General features: G+C 64.5%; 16 protein-coding genes and 1 pseudogene. 12 read left to right on the forward strand and 5 right to left on the reverse strand.

Features of this window, described 5'->3' with window-relative positions; genetic code table 11:
• The first annotated feature begins 7 nt into the window (after window positions 1–7).
• Window positions 8–2,296 carry a VWA domain-containing protein gene (locus ACVWY5_RS12070; RefSeq protein ID WP_051375968.1) on the forward strand — a complete coding sequence of 763 codons (2,289 nt, stop codon included), beginning with the start codon at window positions 8–10 and terminating at the stop codon, window positions 2,294–2,296.
• Window positions 2,297–2,305: 9 nt separating this feature from the next.
• Here ACVWY5_RS12070 and ACVWY5_RS12075 read toward each other — a convergent pair whose 3' ends face one another.
• Both ACVWY5_RS12075 and ACVWY5_RS12080 read right to left on the reverse strand, forming a co-directional pair.
• Window positions 2,306–2,893 (reverse strand): ANTAR domain-containing response regulator, encoded by a 588-nt coding sequence (locus ACVWY5_RS12075; protein ID WP_028331414.1) that lies wholly within the window; start codon window positions 2,891–2,893, stop codon window positions 2,306–2,308.
• On the reverse strand, window positions 2,890–4,053 hold the full coding sequence (locus ACVWY5_RS12080) for a transporter substrate-binding domain-containing protein (RefSeq protein ID WP_028331413.1): 1,164 nt from the start codon (window positions 4,051–4,053) through the stop codon (window positions 2,890–2,892). The genes ACVWY5_RS12075 and ACVWY5_RS12080 overlap by 4 nt, the downstream gene beginning before the upstream one ends.
• A 423-nt stretch (window positions 4,054–4,476) precedes the next feature.
• On the opposite strand from ACVWY5_RS12080, the gene ACVWY5_RS12085 reads away from it, so the two are divergent.
• The 9 genes and pseudogenes from ACVWY5_RS12085 (at window position 4,477) to ACVWY5_RS12125 (ending at window position 13,949) form a co-directional block, all read left to right on the forward strand.
• Window positions 4,477–5,877: an amidase gene (locus tag ACVWY5_RS12085; RefSeq protein ID WP_028331412.1), complete on the forward strand. Its 1,401-nt coding sequence runs from the start codon at window positions 4,477–4,479 to the stop codon at window positions 5,875–5,877.
• Window positions 5,878–5,894: 17 nt separating this feature from the next.
• Window positions 5,895–6,891 (forward strand): annotated as a pseudogene (locus ACVWY5_RS12090) (acetamidase/formamidase family protein).
• A gap of 58 nt (window positions 6,892–6,949) precedes the next feature.
• Window positions 6,950–8,164 (forward strand): urea ABC transporter substrate-binding protein, encoded by a 1,215-nt coding sequence (locus tag ACVWY5_RS12095; RefSeq protein WP_141339913.1) that lies wholly within the window; start codon window positions 6,950–6,952, stop codon window positions 8,162–8,164.
• Window positions 8,165–8,257: 93 nt separating this feature from the next.
• Window positions 8,258–9,124, forward strand: coding sequence for an ABC transporter permease subunit (locus tag ACVWY5_RS12100; RefSeq protein WP_016845722.1), 867 nt, complete (start codon window positions 8,258–8,260; stop codon window positions 9,122–9,124).
• A gap of 13 nt (window positions 9,125–9,137) precedes the next feature.
• Window positions 9,138–10,211, forward strand: coding sequence for a branched-chain amino acid ABC transporter permease (locus tag ACVWY5_RS12105; protein ID WP_028331409.1), 1,074 nt, complete (start codon window positions 9,138–9,140; stop codon window positions 10,209–10,211).
• 3 nt (window positions 10,212–10,214) lie between these two features.
• Window positions 10,215–10,934 carry an ATP-binding cassette domain-containing protein gene (locus ACVWY5_RS12110; protein WP_028331408.1) on the forward strand — a complete coding sequence of 240 codons (720 nt, stop codon included), beginning with the start codon at window positions 10,215–10,217 and terminating at the stop codon, window positions 10,932–10,934.
• Window positions 10,924–11,634, forward strand: a complete 711-nt coding sequence (locus ACVWY5_RS12115) for an ABC transporter ATP-binding protein (protein WP_050386935.1) — start codon at window positions 10,924–10,926, stop codon at window positions 11,632–11,634. The genes ACVWY5_RS12110 and ACVWY5_RS12115 overlap by 11 nt, the downstream gene beginning before the upstream one ends.
• A gap of 63 nt (window positions 11,635–11,697) precedes the next feature.
• Complete coding sequence (locus ACVWY5_RS12120) at window positions 11,698–12,459, forward strand: SDR family oxidoreductase (RefSeq protein ID WP_028331406.1); 762 nt, start codon at window positions 11,698–11,700, stop codon at window positions 12,457–12,459.
• 86 nt (window positions 12,460–12,545) lie between these two features.
• Window positions 12,546–13,949 carry an amidase gene (locus ACVWY5_RS12125; protein WP_028331405.1) on the forward strand — a complete coding sequence of 468 codons (1,404 nt, stop codon included), beginning with the start codon at window positions 12,546–12,548 and terminating at the stop codon, window positions 13,947–13,949.
• 6 nt (window positions 13,950–13,955) lie between these two features.
• Here the strand turns inward: ACVWY5_RS12125 and ACVWY5_RS12130 are convergent, their stop codons facing one another.
• Window positions 13,956–15,545 (reverse strand): ABC transporter substrate-binding protein, encoded by a 1,590-nt coding sequence (locus tag ACVWY5_RS12130; protein ID WP_028331404.1) that lies wholly within the window; start codon window positions 15,543–15,545, stop codon window positions 13,956–13,958.
• A gap of 22 nt (window positions 15,546–15,567) precedes the next feature.
• A complete protein-coding gene (locus ACVWY5_RS12135) occupies window positions 15,568–16,770 on the reverse strand; it encodes a serine hydrolase domain-containing protein (RefSeq protein WP_028331403.1) in 1,203 nt (400 codons plus the stop codon).
• A 234-nt stretch (window positions 16,771–17,004) separates the two neighbouring features.
• On the opposite strand from ACVWY5_RS12135, the gene ACVWY5_RS12140 reads away from it, so the two are divergent.
• Window positions 17,005–17,679, forward strand: a complete 675-nt coding sequence (locus ACVWY5_RS12140) for a helix-turn-helix transcriptional regulator (protein WP_028331402.1) — start codon at window positions 17,005–17,007, stop codon at window positions 17,677–17,679.
• A gap of 702 nt (window positions 17,680–18,381) precedes the next feature.
• Here the strand turns inward: ACVWY5_RS12140 and ACVWY5_RS12145 are convergent.
• Window positions 18,382–19,308, reverse strand: a complete 927-nt coding sequence (locus ACVWY5_RS12145) for a D-alanyl-D-alanine carboxypeptidase family protein (protein ID WP_321176771.1) — start codon at window positions 19,306–19,308, stop codon at window positions 18,382–18,384.
• 504 nt (window positions 19,309–19,812) lie between these two features.
• Here ACVWY5_RS12145 and ACVWY5_RS12150 point away from each other — a divergent pair.
• Window positions 19,813–21,390 (forward strand): gamma-glutamyltransferase family protein, encoded by a 1,578-nt coding sequence (locus ACVWY5_RS12150; RefSeq protein WP_028331401.1) that lies wholly within the window; start codon window positions 19,813–19,815, stop codon window positions 21,388–21,390.
• Window positions 21,391–21,442: the final 52 nt, after the last annotated feature.

A 21,442-nucleotide genomic window follows, 5' to 3' on the forward strand; every position in this document is an offset into this window, starting at 1 on the left:
ATTGCAGGTGGCGGTCGCGCAAATCAGTTCGCTCGATAGCTTCCGGTCCGGACGTCGGCTTGCGGCCCTCTTGCGCGGCCATGACGATGTAGCTGCGGCCGTGCAGGCGGCGCGGGCTGCCCTGCAGCGAACTGGTTGGTTCGATGATCTGGCGGTCTGGGACGAGGCCGTGCACGCCCTGTTCGAGGCCAATCTCGGTCAAGCCGTGGTGCAGGGCTTTCTGCGTCTATCGGAGCAATGGCCGGCGCAGCGATCGCCCGATGATCTGATCGCGATCGGCCGTGCGGTCAGAGACATCGGCTGCAGCGCCGGAAGCCGCGTCGCCCATGCGCTGCTGAGCGAATTGTCCAAGGTGCTGCCGCGGCTTGCAGGTGCAGGAGAACTCGCCGCGGTTCTTGCCGCGCTCGACCAACTCGCAGCTAGCGGTCCGGAGTCGGCGGGCCTCGCGATCGGCCGGCTGGGGCAGTTTCTGGCGCATGCCGGCGGCGAGGAGTTTGCGGCGTGGGTCTCCGCGGGCTTGCGCGCCAGTGGCGGTCGCGCATCGCGCCGCCGCGCCTATTTCGCGCTCGACGATCAGCTTTCGGCGCAGCTGTTCGCGGCCGGCCGGAGCGGGGATGATTTCGCGCGACTGGAGAAGCGCCTCGCTGCAACCACGATTGCGTTGTGGAACAGGAAGCCGCGTTTCCGCAAGCTTGCCGTTGCACCGACGCCGGTGCCGCGGCGGACCTCACTTGCCGCCGGCCTCGTCGGTCTTCCGCAGACCTTTCCCGGCTTCGAAGGCGAGGCAGCGAAGGCCGTCTATCTCGCGGCGGTCGCGCATGCCGGCGCGCATCTGGTGCACTCCACCGCCCGCTTTCCGGTGGGGCGACTGAAGGCGCTGCAGATCGCGCTGGTCTCGCTGATCGAGGATGCCCGGGTCGAGACGCTGGCGCTTCGCGAGATGCCCGGGCTGCGCCGGCTGTGGCTGCCATTTCACAGCGCGACGCCAGCCGGCCAGGCAACCGCAGCCGGACTGATGATGCGGCTGGCGCGGGCGCTGGTCGATCCCGATTATCAGGATCCGGATGCCTGGGTGACCAAGGGACGTCAGCTGTTTGCCGCCGCCGCCGGCCGCTGGACCGATCCCGCCATCAGCCGCGAGATCGGTGGCTTGCTCGGCAACGACATCGGGCAGATGCGGCTGCAGTTCAACGCCAAGAGCTACGTCGTCGAACCCGCCTATCGCGACGATAATCTGGCGCTGTGGGATTTCGGCGACCAGCCGGACAGTCCGGCCGAGACGATCGAGCTTGCCGTCGATTCCGTACGGATCGAGCGACGCGACGATGCGGGTGGCCAATCGGCCGACGACGACGCCAAGCCGGATGAGACGCTGCGCGCGAAGGCCGCCGCGGTCACGCTGCTGGACGGGTTTCCAGTCGCGACCTATCCGGAATGGGACTACGCGGCGCGTACCGAGCGGCCGGACTGGACCACGATTCTGGAAGCTGATGCCGCCGTTTCCGCGCAGCCCTTCGATTCCTCGACGGACGCCGAGGCGATGCGCTGGATCACGGAGTTGACACGCGACGCGTCGATCGGCCGCCGGATCAGATACAAGGGCCAGCGCGACGGCGACGCGCTCGACATTGACGCGGCGATCGCCCTGACGATCGAGCGGCGCACCGGCAACATCAGCGAGCCCAGGGTCTACCAGCGCGATGCGCCGGGACCGCGCGATCTCGCCATCCTGCTGCTGCTGGATCTGTCGCAATCGACCGCCGACCGTGACCGCCGCGGCCGGACGGTCCTCGACGTCGAACGCAAGGCGGCCGCGATCATGGCGGCGGCGGTCGAGGCCGCCAACGATTCGATCGCGGTGCACGGCTTCAGCTCCGACGGCCGCGAGCGCGTGCGCTACCTGCGCATCAAGGGCTTTGCGGAGCCGATGGACGCCGTGGTTCGCGCACGTCTTGCGGGCCTGGGCAGCAGCCATTCCACCCGGCTGGGTGCAGCATTGCGCCATGCCGGCGGCTACCTCGCGGAACGACGGGCGTTCCGGAAGGTGCTGCTGGTTCTGACCGACGGCGAGCCGTCCGACGTCGACGTGCCGGATGCGCAATATCTCGTCGAGGACGCGCGCCGGGCCGCCCAGCAGCTGCGGCGGCGCGGCACCGATATCTTTGCCTTTGGCATCGGTGAGCACAGGTTTCCCCAGCTCGATCGGATTTTCGGCGAGCGCTATGCGCTCCGCGTGCCGCGCATCGAGGCGTTGCCGCAACGGGTGATGCAGCTCTACGCGGAACTGAAGAAATAGTCGCAGGAGCTATCCGGTTGCCCGGGGCAGGGAGCCCTTTGCGGTGATCTCCGCCGAGAGTTCCTCGATCGTCTTGCGCTGCTCCATGGCGGCGCGGCGGATCAGCGCAAACGCAGCCGGCTCGGCCAGTGCATGGGTGTGCATGACCTGAAGGACCGCGGCAAGCACGACGCGGCGGGATCGCAGCCGCTGCTCCAGCTTGAGCACCTGCTGCTTCAGCTCGCTGGTGCGCTCGCTTCGCTCGAAGGCCAGGACGAGCGCGGCATAGATGCCGGCCGAGCGCAGCGGCTTCACCAGGAATGACGCCGGATCGAGGTCGAGCACGAGCTTCAGGCGGCTCGGCGTCTCGGTGCCGAGCAGGGCGATGACCGGGCTTCGTCCAAGCGACGCCCGCTGTGCCGGCGAGGTGAGCGGCAGGAACTCGTCATCGATCAGCGTCACGTCTGGGCGGCAGTCGATATTGGCGCCGGGCTCCCATGTGACGATCTCGATTCCGAGGCGCTCGAACTGGCGCCTGACGATCGAGGCATCGCGCTCATCCTTGATGGCGACGAGCGCCTTGCGCCCGCGCAGCGAAAATGACGACGGTTTGCTCATTTCACGACCCGCAAATGCGGCGCATTCGGCAACGTTCCATCCCTTGCCGGGCTGGCGGCGATGTCGAGCTGCGTCAGATAAGGATCCGGTCTAACCGGCGCTTCAGCTTCCCAGAAGATGTCAAACTGTCCTTCGGCGTTCGAGACGGCCAGCCGCGGCGTCAGGACGCAGTGGTTGTTGCTGCCGTCGATCCAGACCGGACCTTGCGGCGAATTGTAGCGATGGCCGGCGGCGGCGCGCCGCACCTCGCCGATATCGGATGTGCCGGCGCGCTGCAGCGCGCGGGCCAGCAGATAGACCGCGACATAGGCGGATTGCCCGTCGACGGACGGGCTGCTGTGCTCGCCGTAGCGCGCCTTCCAGCGCGCCACGAAGGCCCGGTTCTCGGGCAGGCGAATGCTTTCGAAATAGGCCGACGAGGTGATGCATCCGGCCGATGCGGGACCCGCGATCTTGAGCTCGGGCTCGCACAGGCTGCAGCTCAGCATCGGGATGTCGAGGCCGGCCGCGGCAGTCGCCGCATGAAAGGCGCGGATGAAGTCATAACTCGAACTGCCGACCAAGGTGTTGAAGACGACCGGCGGCCGGCGCCGCACGATCTCGTCCACGATGTGCGTGACCGCGCTCTCACCGAGTTCGAGCAGGCGTTCGGCGAGAATGCGTCCTTTGGCCGCCGTCACCAGCTCGCGGGTGACGCGATTGGTTTCCCAGGTCCAGACGTAGTTGGAGCCGACACAGAAGATCTCGCGCGACAGATTATCGAGCACGTAACGCACCAGTGGCAGCACGTTGTGATTGGGTGAGGCGCCGACATAGATGACGTTGTCGGAGCATTCGAACCCCTCGTAGCGCGCCGGATACCAGAGCAGGCGGTCGGTACGCTCGACGATCGGCAGCACCTGCTTGCGCGAGGCTGAGGTGTAGCAGCCGATGATGTGCTCAACGCCGACGTTGCGAATGAGGTCGTCGCAGACCGTGTGGTACTCCGAAATGATTCCGCGGGGATCGCGGACATGCGCAGATATCGCGAAGTCGAATTCGTCCTGATTGTTGATTTCGTCGACCGCCATCATGGCGCTCTTCAGGATCTCGCGTCCCATGGCCTGATAGGGCCCGTGCTGCGAGCAGATGATGCCAACTGGAATGGAGGGCTTGGCCATTGAGTACTTTCGGCGGCGCAACGCATCAAGGAAATCATCTTCGCAGAGGTCGGTGCAAGAGGTCATGCCGATTTGCTGCGCATGCACCTCGCGAAATTTGTGCAGCCAGCCTCGTTGACAACGCGCTGCACACCTCCTTAGAATTTTCTCCTACAGGGTTTCCTGTCGAACCTTGCGTGCGTCGATTTGGCCGATGACGTCCCGATCGCCGCGCAGAGTGCTCCGTTCGACTCCGGACCCATGCGATAGTTCATAGCCGCGGCATTTGGGCCATTCGTCACCTTCGTTTCGGAGGGGCGGGTGGCTTTTTGCTTTTGCCGCTAAACAAATTGGCGACACGTCCGTGCCGCCAAGCCGGAGGCGCATGCGCGGTGATGGGCAGTGCCTGCGCTTGCGTCATGTCAAGTGCGGGGATGAGAAACGATGCCGACGACGGATCTTCACTATCTCGGGCTCATTGAGATCGGGCAGCAAATCCAGGCCAAAAAGCTCTCGCCGGTCGAGGTGACCAAGGCGATGCTCGGGCGGATCGAGCAGCTCGACGGCAAGCTCAAGAGCTACGCCTATGTGATGGGTGAGGCGGCGCTGGCCGAAGCGGCTGCAGCCGAGAAGGACATCGCGTCCGGCAGGATCAAGGGACCGCTCCACGGCGTGCCGATCGCCGTCAAGGATTTGTGCTGGGCCAAGGGCGCGCCGGCCGCGCACGGCATGACCATTCACCGGGACTTCCGGCCGAGCGACGATGCCACGGTCGTCGCGCGGTTGAAGGATGCCGGCGCTGTCATCCTCGGCAAGCTGCAGCAGACCGAGGGCGCTTATGCCGACCATCATCCGAAGATCGACCCGCCGAAGAATCCGTGGAATGCGGATTTGTGGTCGGGCGCATCGTCGAGCGGTTCCGGCGTCGCCACCGCCGCGGGGCTTTGCTTCGGTTCGCTTGGCACCGATACGGGCGGCTCGATCCGCTTTCCCTCGGCCGCCAACGGCATCACCGGGCTGAAGCCGACCTGGGGACGGGTGAGCCGTTATGGTGCGTTCGAACTCGCGGCAACGCTCGATCACATCGGGCCGATGGCGCGCAGCGCGGCTGATTGCGGCGCGATCCTCACCGTGATCGCGGGCCAGGATCCCAAGGACACCACCTCCGTGCCGCTGCCCGTGCCGAACTATCTCGCCGGCCTGTCCGGCGATCTGCGCGGCGTGACGATCGGGGTCGATCGGCGCTGGACCAGCGAGGGAACCGACGAGGCTGCCGGCAAGGTGCTCAGCGAAGGGCTGCGCGTTGCCGCCGATCTGGGTGCGAAGATCAAGGACATCACCTTCCCCGATCCGAAGGCCGTGATCGAGGATTGGTTCCCGCTGTGCGGCATCGAAGTGGCCGTCGCGCATGAAGAGACCTATCCGGCCCGCAAGGACGAATACGGTCCAGCGCTCGCCGGCCTGCTCGATCTCGGCCGGGCGCAATCCGGCATGAACTATCAGAAGATCGTGCTGCGGCGCGAAGCATTCCGCGGCGCGGTGCGTCTGTTGTTCGAGACGGTCGATCTGATCGCCGTCCCGGCCCAGGCGTTCGCTGCGCCGACATTGGCCAAGATGGCGGCGCTGGGTGAGGACCCGTCGCTGATTACCGGGCTGCTGCGCTTCACCTGTCCGTTCGACATGACCGGCAGCCCGACCGTGACGCTTCCCGGCGGCTTCGCGCCGAACGGCGGGCCTGTCGCCTTCCAGTTCGTCGGCCGTCACTTCGACGAAGCAAGCCTCGTTCGCGCAGGCGATGCCTTCCAGCGCGTCACCGACTGGCACAAGCGCCATCCCGCGATCTGAATTGAGGAGCCGTTCGCATGACCGAAGACTGGTTGAAAAGTTCCATCATGGCCAAGCGCGCCCTTGCCAAGGGCGCAACCGGCACGACCCATAGCCTGACGATCGAGCAGCAGGGCGGCTTCCATTACGTCTATGGGCCCTATGCCAGGCCGACCCTGTCGATCGATCCGGGCGGGGTGGTCGTTGTCGAGACCGAAGACGCCTTCGGCGGCGTGCTCACCAGCGAAAGCGACAGCCCTACGGCGAAGCTGAACTTCCCCTATCTGAACCCGCAATGTGGGCCGATCGCGGTCAAGGGCGCCAGGAAGGGCGATTGCCTCGCCGTCTATATCCGCGACGTCGAGACCCGCGGCGCGCAGCCGGCCGGAACGACCTGCATCATTCCGGAGTTTGGCGGCCTGGTCGGGACCGCATCCACGGCGCTGCTCAATCCGCCGCTGCCGGAACGCGTCAGGAAGCTGCATGTCGACCGCAACGGCGTGCGCTGGAACGACAAGATCACGCTGCCCTATGAGCCGTTCATCGGCACGATCGGCGTCTCGCCAGAGATCGAGGCGATCTCCTCGCTGCAGCCCGATTATCACGGCGGCAACATGGACCTGCCCGACGTCGCGCCGGGCGCGATTATCTATCTGCCGGTGCATGCCGAAGGCGGGCTGCTCTATGTCGGCGACTGCCACGCCACGCAGGGCGACGGCGGAGCTCTCGGGCGTCGCGCTCGAGCAGCGCGCGACGGTGACGCTGCAGATCGATCTGATCAAGAACTGGAGCTTCGCCTGGCCGCGGCTGGAGACGCGCGACTTCATCATGACGATCGGCAGCGCACGCCCGCTCGAGGACGCTGCGCGTATCGCCTATCGCGAGCTCGTGCGCTGGATGAGCGCCGATTACGGCTTCGACGAGATCGACGCCTATATGCTGCTCAGCCAGGCCGGCCGTATGCGGCTCGGCAACATGGTCGATCCCAAATACACGATGGGGGCGTCGATCCTGAAGAATTACCTCAAGGCGTGACTTCAAACATCCTTCAACGACAGAGGACATCACGATGTATTCGGGGCGTATAGTCGGAATGGCTTTGCTTGGTGCAATGCTCGGGACGGCGGCAATAGGTGCCGCACAAGCGGCTGAACCGCCGCTGAAGGTCGGCTTGCTGGAGGACGTCTCCGGCGATCTCGCTTTCATGGGTATGCCGAAGCTGCACGGCTCGCAGCTGGCGGTCGAGGAGATCAACAAGAGCGGCGGCATTCTCGGCCGGCAGATCGAGTTGATTCACCTTGATCCCCAAGGTGACAATGCCCGCTATCAGGAGTTCGGCCGCCGGCTGCTCAATCGCGACAAGGTCGACGTGCTGATCGGCGGCATCACCTCTGCATCGCGCGAGGCATTGCGCCCGATCGTCGATCGCACCACCACGCCGTACTTCTATACGAACCAGTATGAAGGTGGTGTCTGCGACGCCAGCATGATCAGCATGGGCGCGGTGCCGGAGCAGCAGTTCTCGACCCTGATCCCCTGGATGGTCCAGAAATTCGGCAAGAAGGTCTATGTCATCGCAGCCGACTACAACTTCGGCCAGATCTCCGCGGAGTGGAACCGCAAGATCATGAAGGACCTCGGCGGCGAGGTCGTGGGCGAGGAATTCATCCCGCTCGGTGTGTCGCAATTCGCGCAGACAATCCAGAACATCCAGAAGGCGAAGCCGGACTGGCTGCTGACGATCAATGTCGGCGCGGCGCAGGACTCGTTCTTCGAGCAGGCGGCCGCGGCCAACCTCAACCTGCCGATGGGCTCTTCGATCAAGATCATGCTCGGCTTCGAGCACAAGCGGTTCAAGCCACCGGCGCTCAACAACATGCATGCGACCGCGAACTGGTTCGAGGAGATCGATACCCCCGAAGCCAACGACTTCAAGAAGCGCTGGCACGCAAAATTCCCCGATGAGCTTTACATCAACGACATGGGCTACAACGCCTACAACGCGCTCTACATGTACAAGGCGCTGGTCGAGAAGGCCAAGTCGACCAAGCTCGAGGACATGCGCAAGGTGATCGCAACGGGTGATGCCTGCATCGAGGCTCCCGAGGGCAAGGTCTGCATCGACCCGAAGAGCCAGCATACGTCGCACCGCATGCGCCTGATCTCGGTCGGGCCCAAGCATGAGGTGACGGTGGAGAAGGACTACGGCACGATCCAGCCTTACTGGCTTGGCGAGATCGGGTGCGACCTCACCAAGAAGAACGACAAGGACCAGTACACGCCGAGTCATCTTCCCAGCAAATCGTGATGCGCACGGGCACGAATCTTGCTCGTGTTTGCATCGCGGCTTTGAGGCGAGCCGGCGCCGCAATGATGCGGCGCCGCGATCAGGGAGACCGGAATGTCGGCTGAACTCTTCTCGGTATTTTATCAGTTCGCCGATGTCTTCGCGTTCCTGATCCTGTCGGCGGCGGGCCTGGCCATCGTGTTCGGCATGATGGGCGTCATCAACATGGCGCATGGCGAGTTCATCATGTGCGGCGCCTACGTCACCGTGGGGCTCGTGAATCTCGGCGTGCCGCTTCCGATCGCGCAGATCCTGGCCGCGCTGACCGCGGGGATCATCGGCATGATCGTCGAGTACCTCGTCGTGCGGCGCTTCTACAAGCGACCGCTCGACTCGCTGCTCGCGACCTGGGGCCTCAGTCTGATCGTGACGCAGTCGATGCTGCTGATCGTTGGCTCCGCGGTGCGGGGTATTGGCACGCCGGAAGGAAGCTTCGCGATCGGGGGCTACACGTTCTCGACCTACCGGCTGGTGCTGTTTGCCTGTGCGGTAGCGGTCCTTGCGGGCCTCTACATCATCTTCATGAAGACGCGCTTTGGCGTGATCGCGCGCGCCACGATGCAGAACGCGGCGATGGCCAAGGCGCTCGGCGCGCGCACCGGGCGGATCTATTCCATCAGCTTCGGCATCGGCACCGCGCTTGCGGGGCTCTGCGGCGCGCTCTACGCGCCGACCATGACGCTGATCCCGACCATGGGAGCGACCTTTGTGGTCGAGAGCTTCGTCACCGTGGTGATCGGCGGCGCCAACGTCCTGCTTGGAACTGCGCCGGCCGCGGTGTTCCTGGCGATGATCCGAATGGCATTGAATGCCAGCTACGGGCAGATCATCGGCCAGATCGGCATGCTGTTTGCTGTCATCCTGATCATACGTGTGCTGCCTGAGGGACTATCCAGCGTGCTGGTTCGTCGTGGGCGCTAGACGGGAATTTCTGATGTTGAAGCTGCTCGAGGGCCCGCAGACGCTCGGACGCGGGAAGATCTTCTGGTCCTGTTTCCTCGCCGTGTTGGCGGGCGCGCTGATCTATCCGCTGTTCGCCGATTCCTATGATGTCGGCAATTTCGCCTACTTCCTGATCTGGATATTCATGGCGCTCGGTCTCTGCCTGATGTGGGGATACGGCGGCATGCTGTCGTTCGGCCAGACTTTCTTCTTCGGCATCGCCGGCTACGGCTATGGCGTGCTCGCCATCAATATGGGCGGGGGAACGACCACGATCGCCGCGCTGGTTCTCTCCGTGGTCATCGCGATGATCGCGGCCGGGATCCTCGGCTACTTCATGATCTGGGGCGGCATCAGCGGGATTTTCTTCGGCATCGTGACGCTGTCGGCAACGCTGGTGCTTGCCTTCTTCCTCGGGCAGACCGCGGGACCCGAATGGCATATCGGTCCGGCCCGGCTGAACGGCTTCAACGGCATGAAGGGGATGGACCCGCTCACGGTCGGTGACTTCGACATCGAGGGCTCGGCGCTCTATTACGTCATGATCGCGCTGATCGTCATCGTCTACATCGCGCTGCGTATGCTGGTGAACTCGAGCATCGGCAACGTGATCGTGGCGACGCGGGAAAATCCGCAGCGCGCCGAGATGCTCGGCTATGACGTCCGCAAGTATCAGCTTTTGACCTTCGTGATCGGCAGCGGCCTCGCAGGGTTGAGCGGCGCGTTGTACACGTCGTGGGGGCAGTTCATCACGCCATCCAGTATCGGCCTGCCGGCGGCGGCGATGCCGATCGTGTGGGTTGCGTTCTCCGGACGCAACGATCTGACTGCGACCTTGGTCGGATCGTTCCTGCTGCTGTTCGGCTTTCAGACCATCACGGTCTACAGCCAGCAGGCGGCGCTGGTGCTGATGGGCGTGCTGCTGCTCGCCACCGTGATGCTGGCGCCGCAGGGCTTCGTGCTCGGCATCGGCAAGCTGGTCGTCGATTGGTGGACCAAGCGTCGGCGCCGCAACGAAGCGCCCGCGCTGGCCGATACCGCCCGCCTGCAATCGGATGAGACCTGAATTATGGCGCTGGTCGATGTGAAAGGTGTCTCCAAGCGTTTCGGTGGATTGACCGCCGTCTCCGACGTCGACCTGACGGTCAATGCCGGCGAGGTGCACTGCCTGATCGGGCCCAACGGGGCCGGGAAGAGCACGCTGTTCAAATTGATCGTCGGGCTCTATCCGCCGACCACGGGCAGCATCTTCTTCGACTCGATCGATATCACCGCCGAGCGGCCCTACGCGCGGGTGCAACGCGGCATGAGCATCAAGATGCAGGCGCCGAGCGTGTTCAAGGAGCTGCCGGTGCGGCAGAACATCCAGATCGCGCTGCAGGAACGCATTTTGGGCGCGGAATGCCGTGCTGAAGAGGAGCGGCTGCTCGCGTTGCTCAATCTGGCTGACGATAGCGGCAAGCTCGCCGGCGCGCTGTCGCACGGCCAGCAGCAATGGCTGGAGATCGGGATGGCGCTGGCGCTGCAGCCGCAGCTGCTGCTGCTGGACGAACCGACCGCCGGCATGTCGCCGGAAGAGACTTTCAAGACCGGCGAGCTGATCAAGTCGTTCAATGCCGAGGGCATGACCGTCCTGGTCGTCGAGCACGACATGGCGTTCGTGCGTCAGGTCGCCCAGCGCGTTACCGTTCTGCATCTTGGCAAGATCTTCGCGCGCGGCAGCTTGGAGGCGATTTTGGAAGACGAGAAGGTCGCGGAAATCTATCTGGGTAAGACCCATGCCCACTGATCGCATTCTGGAGGTGTCGGGGCTTTGGGCGGGTTACGGCGCGACGCCGATCCTGCAGGGCGTCAGCATGTCGGTCTCGCGCGGCGAGATTGTCGGCGTGATCGGCCGCAACGGCGTCGGCAAGTCGACCCTGATGCGGTGCCTGATCGGACTGCTGCAGACCTGGCGCGGCACCATCAGCTTCATGGATCAGGATGTCACGCAGCTCGAGGCCGATGCGCGAGCGCGCGCCGGCTTCGGTTACATCCCGCAGGGCCGCGACGTCTTTCCGCAAATGAGCGTCGAGGAGAATTTGCAGGTCGGCGAGTTGATCGGCGGGCCCGAAGGCAAGAAGCTGCCCGAGTTGGTCTACGAGTATTTTCCGCGCCTGAAGGAGCGCCGGCGCCAGATCGCGGGCACCATGTCCGGCGGCGAACAGCAGCAGCTTGCGATCGGCCGCGCGCTGATCGGCAATCCGGCGCTGATGATCCTCGACGAGCCGTCGGAGGGCATCCAGCCGTCGATCGTGCAGCATATTTGCGAGGCGCTGAAATCGTTCCGGGCGGAGCTCGGGACCACGATCGTGTTCGTCGAGCAGAACCTCGACACCATCCTGGAGATCGCGCAGCGCTGCTACATCATGGAGAAGGGCAAGATCACGCGATCGCTGGCCGGTGAGGAGGTCAACGCGGACAACGTTCGCGCGCAGCTGTTACTGTGATCGACCGCGCGATGCGGTGAAGATCAGTGCGTTGCATAATTGATAATAATGGAGGGAATGGACATGGATCTCGGACTCAAGGGAGCAAAGGTTCTCGTTACCGGCAGCACCAAGGGCATCGGCAGGGCGATCGCCGACACGTTCGCCGCCGAGGGCGCCAATGTCGGCATCTGTGCGCGCAACCAGGGCGACGTCGACGCTGCGGTCACAGCGCTCAAGGCCAAGGGCGTTGCGGCGTTCGGTAGTGCCGTCGACGTCTCGAACGGGCCGGCCCTGAAGGCCTGGGTCGCCGACATGGCGTCCAAGCTCGGCGGCATCGATGTCGTAGTCGCCAATGTCAGCGCACTGTCGATCGGGCAGGACGAGGAGAGCTGGGAGAAGGAATTCTCCACCGACATGATGGGGACGGTGCGCCTCGTCAACGCGGCGATGCCGTTTCTGGAGAAGAGCGGCGCCGCCGCGATCGTCACGATCTCGAGCGTGTCGGGACGCGAGGTCGACTTTGCCAGCGGTCCCTACGGGACGTTCAAGGCGGCGATCATCCACTACACGCAGGGCCTCGCCTACCAGCTCGCGGCCAAGGGCATCCGGGCCAATTCGGTGTCGCCGGGCAACACCTATTTCGAGGGCGGCGTCTGGAACATGATCAAGGACGGCAATCCCGAACTGTACAAGACCGCACTGGCGCTCAACCCGACCGGCCGCATGGGCACGCCGCAGGAGATGGCGAACGCCGCTGTGTTCCTGGCGAGCAAGGCGGCGAGTTTCATCACCGGGACCAACCTCGTGGTGGACGGCGCGTTGACGCGCGGCGTCCAGTTCTAGGCGGGGCGCGCCGTCAGCAACGTCGCGAGATCGCCGCCCGCGGCGGCGGTCCGAATAGGCATATTCCGACAACAGCAGGGCGTCAGATGTCAGCGGATTCATTGCACTACAAATCCATCACCGAGATCTCGGAGCTCATTCGCCGCAAGGAGGTGAAGCCCTCGGAGATCGCCGAGGCCATGCTGGGCCGGATTGCGAAGCTGGACGGACAGTTTCACGGCTATGCGCTGGTCCTTGCGGAGCGAGCGATGGCCCAGGCCAAGCAGTACGATGCGGAGATCGCCAAGGGCGTCTGGCGGGGCCCGCTGCATGGCGTTCCGATCGGGCTGAAGGACCTCTGCTACACCTCGTTTGCACCGACCGCGGGCGGCACCACGATCCACGCCAAATTCGTACCGTCCTTCAATGCCACGATCGTGGACCGGCTCGAAGTCGCCGGCGCGGTGACGCTCGGCAAGCTGAAGATGACGGAGGGAGCCTATACCAGCCACCATCCGGCCGTTCAGGCCCCGCTCAACCCGTGGAATGTGAACTACTGGGTTGGCTCCTCGTCGACCGGATCGGGCGTCGCGACCTCGGCGGGGCTCTGCTACGGCTCGATCGGCAGCGACACCGGCGGCTCGATCCGCTTTCCGTCGGCGACCTGCGGGTTGACCGGGATCAAGCCGACCTGGGGGCGGGTTAGCCGGCACGGCGTCTTCCCGCTGGCGGACTCGCTCGATCACGTCGGGCCGATGTGCCGGAGCGCTGCGGATTCCGCGGCGATGCTCGGCGTCATCGCGGGCGCTGATATCAACGACCCGACCGCCTTGCGGGCTCCGGTGCCGAACTATCTGGCTGGAGCGGGCGACGGCATCAGGGGCCTCAGGATCGGTGTTGACCGCAGGTACACCCAGGAGGGCATCGATCGGCAGGTCGTCGCCGCGCTGGTGCAAGCCGAGCGCACGCTCGCCGATCTCGGCGCCGACATCCGCGAGGTGCATTTCCCGCCCTACCAGAAGTTGGTCAGCCAGTGGATTGCGATGTGCTCGGTCGAGACCGCTGAGGCGCATCTGGACACCTACCCGTCACGGAAGTCGGAATACGGACCCGACCTCGCGCAGCTGATCGAGCAGGGCCGGGCGACGAGCGGCGTCGATATTGCGGCCATCCATCATGAACGGCTGAAGTTCAGCGGCAGCCTCGCCGCGATGTTCGAAGATATCGACCTGCTGCTGATCCCGACGATGCCGGTGCCGATCCCGACGCTCACCAAGATGAGCGAATACGGCGCCGACCCCAACGTCCTCCTGAGCATTCTGCGCTTCACGGCGGTGTTCGATTTCTCGGGCAGCCCGACCATCACGCTGCCGATGGGCATGGCCTCGGACCAGATGCCGCTCAGCATGCAATTGGTCGGCCCGCATCTTTCCGAGGACGTGCTGGTCCGCGCCGGCGCCGCGTTCCAGTCGGTGACGGACTGGCATACGCGGCGGCCGCCGATCGAATAGGTACCGCTAGCCTGTCTTGTCGACATTCCAGAACTGCGGCACCGGTGCGCGGACGATGTCCTTCAGCGCCTTACGCGTCGCGGCCGGTTGATTGTACTGCCCGGTCGGGACGTGGGTGACCACCTCGTAGGCGCGTGCCTGGATCTTGTCGGCCAGCGCCTTCTGGTCCGGCGGCGCCGTGGTGCGGGCAAAGCTGTCGCGCAGCCGCTCGAGCTCGGTGTCCTCGACCCAGCCGAAGAAGCCGCCGTTCTTGCCCTTGCCGTTGACGCAGGCGTTGCCGATCGGATTGACGAGGTCAGCGCTGGCCCAGGTCGAATGGTAGAGCGACCAGCCGCCCTCGGCCGGCATCGACTGCTTGGCGCGCCGCGCCACCACCGAACCCCAATCCATCGCGAGCAGGTTGACGTTCATGCCGATCGAACGCAGCGCCTCCGCGGTGACCGTGCCGAGCGCGGTGATGATCGGGGCGTCGGTCGCGTGCAGGATCGTGATCGGCTCGCCCTTGTAGCCGCCCTGCTTGAGCAGCTCCCTGGCTTTCGCGGTGTCCGCGTTGGTCGACCATCCGACCACGCTTTCGAACGGCGTGCCGGCGACGAAGATCGCCGGCGTGATCTTGTAGTAATCGGGATTGCCGATCTGGGTGTCGAGCCAGTCCTTCTGGTTCACCGCGTGCAGCACGGCCTGGCGGATCTCCGGCCGGTCGAACGGCGGCACCAGCCAGTTCATCCGGCACATGCCGGAGAAGCCCAGCGTGTTGTAATCGGTCAGCTCGACATTGGAGGCGCGCGCGAGCATCGGATGGTGGTCGTGCGGCGGCACCTCGAAATAGTCGATCTCGTCGTTCATCAGCGCGTTGGTCGCGATCTGGAAATCCGGCACGCTGATCCATTCGTAGCGGCCGATCTTGACCACCTTGCCGCCGCCGGTGCCGTCGGACGGCTCGTCGCGGGAAACGTAGTCCGGGTTCTTCTCATAAGCGGCCTTGACGCCGGGCTGGAATTCCGCCGTCACGAAGCGGAATGGTCCGGAGCCGAGGTGATCTGATATGGCCTGGTCGGCTGGCGTCGCGGCAATCCGCGCCGGCACGATGAAGGGCACGTTGGCGGTCGGCTTGCCGAGCGCCGCCAGCACGAAGCCGCACGGCTCCTTCAGCACCATGCGGAAGGTGCGCTCGTCGATCGCCTTCAGCTCGGCGACGAATTCGAACAGTTTCTGGCCCATCGTGTCGCGCCTCGCCCAGCGCTGCAGCGAGGGGATCACGTCGGCCGATGTCACCGCGCTGCCGTCATGGAATTTGAGGCCGGGCCGCAGGCGGAAGGTGTAGGTCAGGCCGTCGGAGGAGACCTCCCAGGCCTCGACCATCTGCGGCTTGATCTCGAATTTCGAATTGGTCGAGAACAGCGTGTCGTAGATCATGTAGCCGTGGTTGCGCGCGGTCCACGCCGTCGTCATGATCGGGTCGGTGGCGCGCAGCGGCGCGTGCATGACGGCCGTGATCGTCTTCGAACTGGCCCGCGCGATGCGCGGCATCGCAATGCCGAGGCTTGCTCCCGCACCGATCCGCAACAGACGGCGGCGGTTGATCGATGGTCCCATGATGTCCCCCTGTCGCAACCGGTCAGGCCTTGCCGGCAAGCCTGGCCGCGATCGCGCGATAGCCGCGCATCCACATGTGATCGAGATCCAGATCCATCGGCAGCGGCTGCGAGGAGACGCGCGCGATCACGGTCTCGTTGGTCGGATCGATGTAGATCCACTGGCCATGGATGCCGACCGCGGCAAACGGCATTTCGCGTCGATCGAGCGTGTACCACTTGTTGCGGTAATTGCCGTTTGGAAACACTTTCGTCAGGTCGCCGCGCGACCAGGCCTCGGCATTGCCGTTCTGCCTGATGTCGTCGATCCACCAGCCGGGGACGACCTGTCGTCCGTTGCTGATGCCGTGATTGCGCATCATCTCGCCGAAGCGGGCGAGATCGCGCAGTGTCGCGCAGATGCCGCCGGCGACGCGGCCTGCGCCGCGTGAATCGACGGTGATGTAGGCGTCGTGCTCGGCGCCCATCGGCTGCCACAGATAGTGCGAGAGGATCTTTGCGTAGGACAGGCCGCAGGCGCGCTCATAGACCCAGCCGAGCACATCGGTGTTGGTCGAGACGTAGTGGAAGGTCTCTCCATGCGGTGCGCCGTTCGGCCGCAGCGTGCGCAGATAGTCGCGCAGATTGCTCGGCGGAATCGCCGGATCGGGCAGCTCCCAGCCGGTTGAGCGCCGGTAGTTCATGACGTCGCCGTCGCGCGCCATATAATCCTCGTCGAAGCGGATGCCGACGCTCATGTCGAGCAGATGCCGCACCGTGCAGCTGCCGCCATAGACCGATCCTTCCATCTCTGGGATGTAGCGCGTCACCGGCGCGTCGGGCTCGAGCTTGCCGTGATCGGCAAGGATGCCGCCGAGCGTTCCGGCGACCGACTTGCTGACGGAGAAGATCAGGTGCGGGGTATCGGGCGTGAGGCCATGGGCATACCATTCGAACGCGACTTGTCCCCGATGCGACACCACGATGCCGTCGGTGTGGCTGGCGCGCAGCGCCTCGCCGACGCCGACTGTCTCGCTGCGCGGGTTGAAGAAACTGACGTCGTCGAGATAGCGCGGCGCAAAGGACAGCGGCGCCGGCGCTGCGGCGCGCGCGATGTTCGCGGTGGGCAGCAATTCGCGGACATTGCGGAATGCCCACTCGTTGAAGGGATGTTGGCGCCAGTTGGCGAGCGTGACCTGTTCGTCGGCCGCCGACGGGAAGGCGGCCATGATGCGACGCGAATTCATTTTTGATCCAGCAATGACATCGGATGATGTGCGAAAGTTCCGCATGGCTCGCGTCGCTCGCAATCAACCGGATGGTGGAGGGGGCCGTTGGGTTACTTCGGCGTAACCGTTTCCCCGGATGTGCGCTTCGTGCGTTTGGCCCGCAATTTGCTTGACTATGGCTTGCGCGTGCCCCAGCGTGACGGCTACGCGACGCGCAGACGTTCGCCATCGGGAAACATCGGGAGGTAGGTCATGATCGCGCTTCTGGGCCGACCGGATCCGGCAACCACGCAGGCCGTTCAATTCGCGCGCGGCATTCTCGAGGGGTCGGCGACCGCGTTCTACGAGGTCGACGGCAATTTGACCCTCAACCGCTTCGTGCTCTCTAGCAACGTGCCGCCGAGTTTCCACGACCAGTATCTTGCCGGCATGAACCGACTCGATCCGTTGCATCCGCGCTCCGCGAGCAACCGGCCGATTGCGCGGCTGAGCACAGCGCTCGACCAATGCGCGACCCAGGAGGCGGCGACCTACCGCGCCTTCGCCGGCCAATGCGGCGTCGCCGACATGATCGAGTTCTTCTTCCGCCGCAACGACCGCATCGTCGCCGGGATGAGCGTGCTGTGGGCGCCGGGCTGGGCGATCCCCGACGGCAGCATGCACATTGCGGAGAAGATCCACGACTATCTCGAGTTCAACCTCACCAGCCGCCTGTCGTCGAATGCCGACGAGCCGGCGCGTTTTGGCCTGACCTCGCGCGAGATGGAAGTCGTCGAGCTGTTGTGCTGCGGCCGAACCAACCGCGAGATCGGCGAGTGCCTGAATATCGGGCTCGCGACGGTGAAGACGCATCTGATCCATATCTTCGAAAAGCTCGGCGTCGAGACCCGCTCCGCCGTCGTGGCGATGATGTCGCGGCCGCATTGAGGCGCGGGCTGTCGATTAGAGTCCGCGGCTCTTCCAGCACGTCGTCCCTGCGAAAGCAGGGACCCATACGCCGCGGCGGATGTTGTAAACGGGACTCGTCGTTCGGGCATCGCTCAATAATGACTGCCTGTAGTTATGGATCCCTGCTTTCGCAGGGACGACGGTGAGGAAGGTTCTGGCGCGAGACGGCGCACCGCTATTGCGTACCCTTCTTCGGTGTCATCACCCGCGCATAGGGTGATCGAGCTTCGCTTCGGATAAAGCGAAATATCTTTCGCGCGAAGGATTGGACAGGATTTGCTGAGTTGCCCATCGGGTTAATTTTGTCGCATCCGGAATTGGGCGGGACCGTCGCTCCGTGGGCCGAAGCGGCGATCCCTGATCGCGCGAGGTGCATGGTCGGGTGTGGGCAAATGTCGGCCAATCCGCACGACTAGGGACATCATAAATCGACAAGCGCACGCGGCAATTGCCATTCTGGACTAGCCCCGAGTAACAGATTCAGCGGCAAGCAGGCTCCACAGCGCAGAAGTAGTAGCGCGGCGCAGCAATCGCGGTTCCTGGTAGATGAGAGTCCGAAGAGAGGCATAACGTCATGGGTGGAGACTGGCCGCTACGGCCTCCGAAGCCGCGGTCCAGCCCCGGCTCACCCCCTGAGCTGGGGCGCGCCGGAGCGCACGAAGCGCAGGAGGGGCAGGCCGATCAGAGGCGCGAGCTGAGTCTCGTCGTCGTGGCCCTCGACGCTGCCTTTGACTTTGCGCGCGTCGTTACGCCATGCCTGGAAGATGCTGCAATTCGGGTATGTCGCTTGCCGGCCAGCTTTGTGTGCCTTGATACCGTGCGATGAGCAGCATATTCCCGACCATCGACCGGTGCGAGATGCGCTGGGTCTCCATTCAAGTAGGGACGTCCAACTCCGAACTGCTTTTCGTGCTCGTCGATCCATTTCCATAATCGCTTGGTCTCGGTTGCACGCTCCTCCTTGCTCCCGCCATTCATGCTGACGACGTCTGCAGCGAGCCCGTGACCATAGCCACCACGCGAGCTGCCGCCGTGATAAGACTTGTCATTTGCGGCCTTCAGCCCGCTTGCAATCGATTGGCGGTAGTCATCGCGGAATCCGCTCGTGATCCCGGGTGCCAGTCCGGCCTGCTCCGCTGCATGGAGCATATAGAACAGCTTTTGCTTGAAGGCTCGATCCATCCCTCCGATCACGTAATCCATCAGAGGCATCCCGGCTTTATCCGCGGCTTTGGGGTCCTTCCATCCGAAGTCATTTTCGACCCGCTTCGGGATGCTGCGCGTGACGGTGATCAGTTTGCGCTTCCGTTTGATGATCACGTCCTTTTTTTCGTACACGACGATCCAGTCGGTCTTCGGCGCTCGCGTGTAGAGCGCGCCAAGGAACCGGTCGATGCATGCCTCTGCAACAAAGCATTCATCCAGGACCAGAACTGTATCAATATTGTCCGGGGCGACCTTGAGCGGGTCGAGAATGTTGGCCGTGGATACCTGCTCAGCTTGCTTCTCGCTGGGCGTCGTCGGCAGAGCGTCGGGCGACGCTCGGTCCGAATCTGGCAATACACTCCCGTTGGCATCGGATTGAGCCGACGGTTCGGATGCCGTCACCTGTCGGCTCGACTCCTCGTTGGGCGACGCCGCACGCACGTCGTGAACGACGGCGCAGCATGACAGTGAGACCAGCGACGAGGCAATGCGTAACCAACCAGCCCCGCAACCGAACCGACTTCGCCTGGCGCCATGAAACTCTTTGAGAGATGACATCGGCATTGGCAATCGACATGAGCTAAATTGATCATGGCAGCGTGCCATCGCGCTCCGGGCTTGGCAACCAGTTACCCACCACAGAATTGCCGCCGAGCACGCAACTATTCAGATAAGCCGAAAGAATTCCTCACGTGCAGGTTTGACAGGTTTTGCCGGGTTGCCCGCCGGATCAATCCGCCGCGTCCGAGAAGCGTCGGGCGGGACAACCCTCGTCCGTGGTTACCGATCCACCGTTAGGTGGATTGCTGCCTGCCCGGTGGCCAAACGAGAGTCCTCCGCGAGGACCGGTGTCGTTTTCGACAATGTTGGCGAGCGGCGGCCGCTCACAGCATTGAAGGAAACGACATGCGCGATTTCATGGCCATCGGCCGTTCGGTGGCGGTTGCGGAGCGTGGCATGGCCGCGACCTCGCACCCGCAGGCGACGCTGGCCGCGGTCGAGATGCTGAAGGCCGGCGGCAACGCCGTCGATGCCGCGGTGGCGGCGGTCGCTGTGCAGGGCGTGGTCGAGCCGCAGATGACCGGGATCGGCGGCGACTGCTTCGCGCTGTATTCACCTGACGCCGGCGAGCCGATTGCGCTGAACGGCTCGGGCCGCACGCCGGCTGCAACCGATGCCGAGAAATTTGCCGCAAGTAGCGCGCGCGACATTCCGCCGACCGCGCCCGAGGCCGTCACCGTGCCCGGCGCGGTCGATGCGTGGTGCCGGCTGATCGCCGATCACGGCAGCAGGTCGCTGGAGGAGATCTTCCGGCCGGCGATCGCGGCTGCCGAGCGGGGCTTTTGCGTGACGCCGCGCGTCGCGGAGGACTGGCGCCGCTTCCGGGCTCGGATCGAGATCGACGGCAATGCGGCGGCGCAGTTCCTGCCTGGTGGCAAGGCGCCTGAGGTCGGCGACATCCGTACGCAACCCGCGCTCGGCCGCACCCTTCGTCGGATCGCGCAGCGCGGGCGCGACGCTTTCTACGCGGGCGAGGCCGCCGACGAGATGGTGGCCATCTTGCGCGCCCTGGGCGGCGCCCACAGCAGCGACGATTTCGCCGCCCAGACCTCCGACTATGTGCGCCCGATCTCGGCGCTCTACCACGACCACGACGTGATCGAGTGTCCGCCGAACGGGCAGGGCCTGGCCGCGCTGATGATCCTGCGGACGCTTGCCGGCTTCGATGTCGGCAAGCTCGGAGAGGCCGATCGCATCCATCTGCTGGCCGAAGCCACCAAAGCGGCCTACCGCGCGCGCGATGCCTTCTTTTGCGATCCCGCCACCAGCAAGGTCGATCCGGCCGCATTCCTTGCCGAGGACTATATAGGGAGAATCCGCGACAAGATCGACATGGGCCGCGCGTCCGCGCCCGTGACCTGGGACGATATCGAGCATCGCGACACCGTCTATGTCACGGTGGTCGATCGCGATCTCAACGCCGTCTCGCTGATCAACTCGCTGTTCTATCCGTTCGGCAGCGGCATCTACGCGCCGAAATCGGGCATCCTGCTGCACAACCGCGGCTGGAGCTTTCGCGCCAAACCAGGACATCCCAATTCGCTCGGGCCGCGCAAGCGGCCGATGCATACGATCATTCCGGGCCTGCTGCGCAAGGACGGCAAGACCGTGATGTCGTTCGGCGTGATGGGCGGGCACTACCAGGCCGCGGGCCACGCCAATCTGCTGTCGAACATCTTCGACATGAAGATGGACATCCAGGCCGCGGCCGAGGCGCCGCGCTCCTTTGCCTTCGACGGCGCGCTGTCGCTGGAGACGACGATATCATCTGAAGTCCGTGACGACCTTCGCGCCCGCGGCCACGATGCGCGGTTTTCGGAAGAGCCGATAGGCGGCTGCCAGGCGATCCGCATCGACCATGCGAGGGGCGTTCTGTTCGGGGCCTCCGACCACCGCAAGGATGGCCTCGCGCTGGGCTTCTGAAGTGATACGGGATTGCGTCGAAGAGCGACCGCGAGGGCGGTGCCGCCCCTCG

The organism is Bradyrhizobium sp. USDA 3256 (assembly GCF_054058275.1).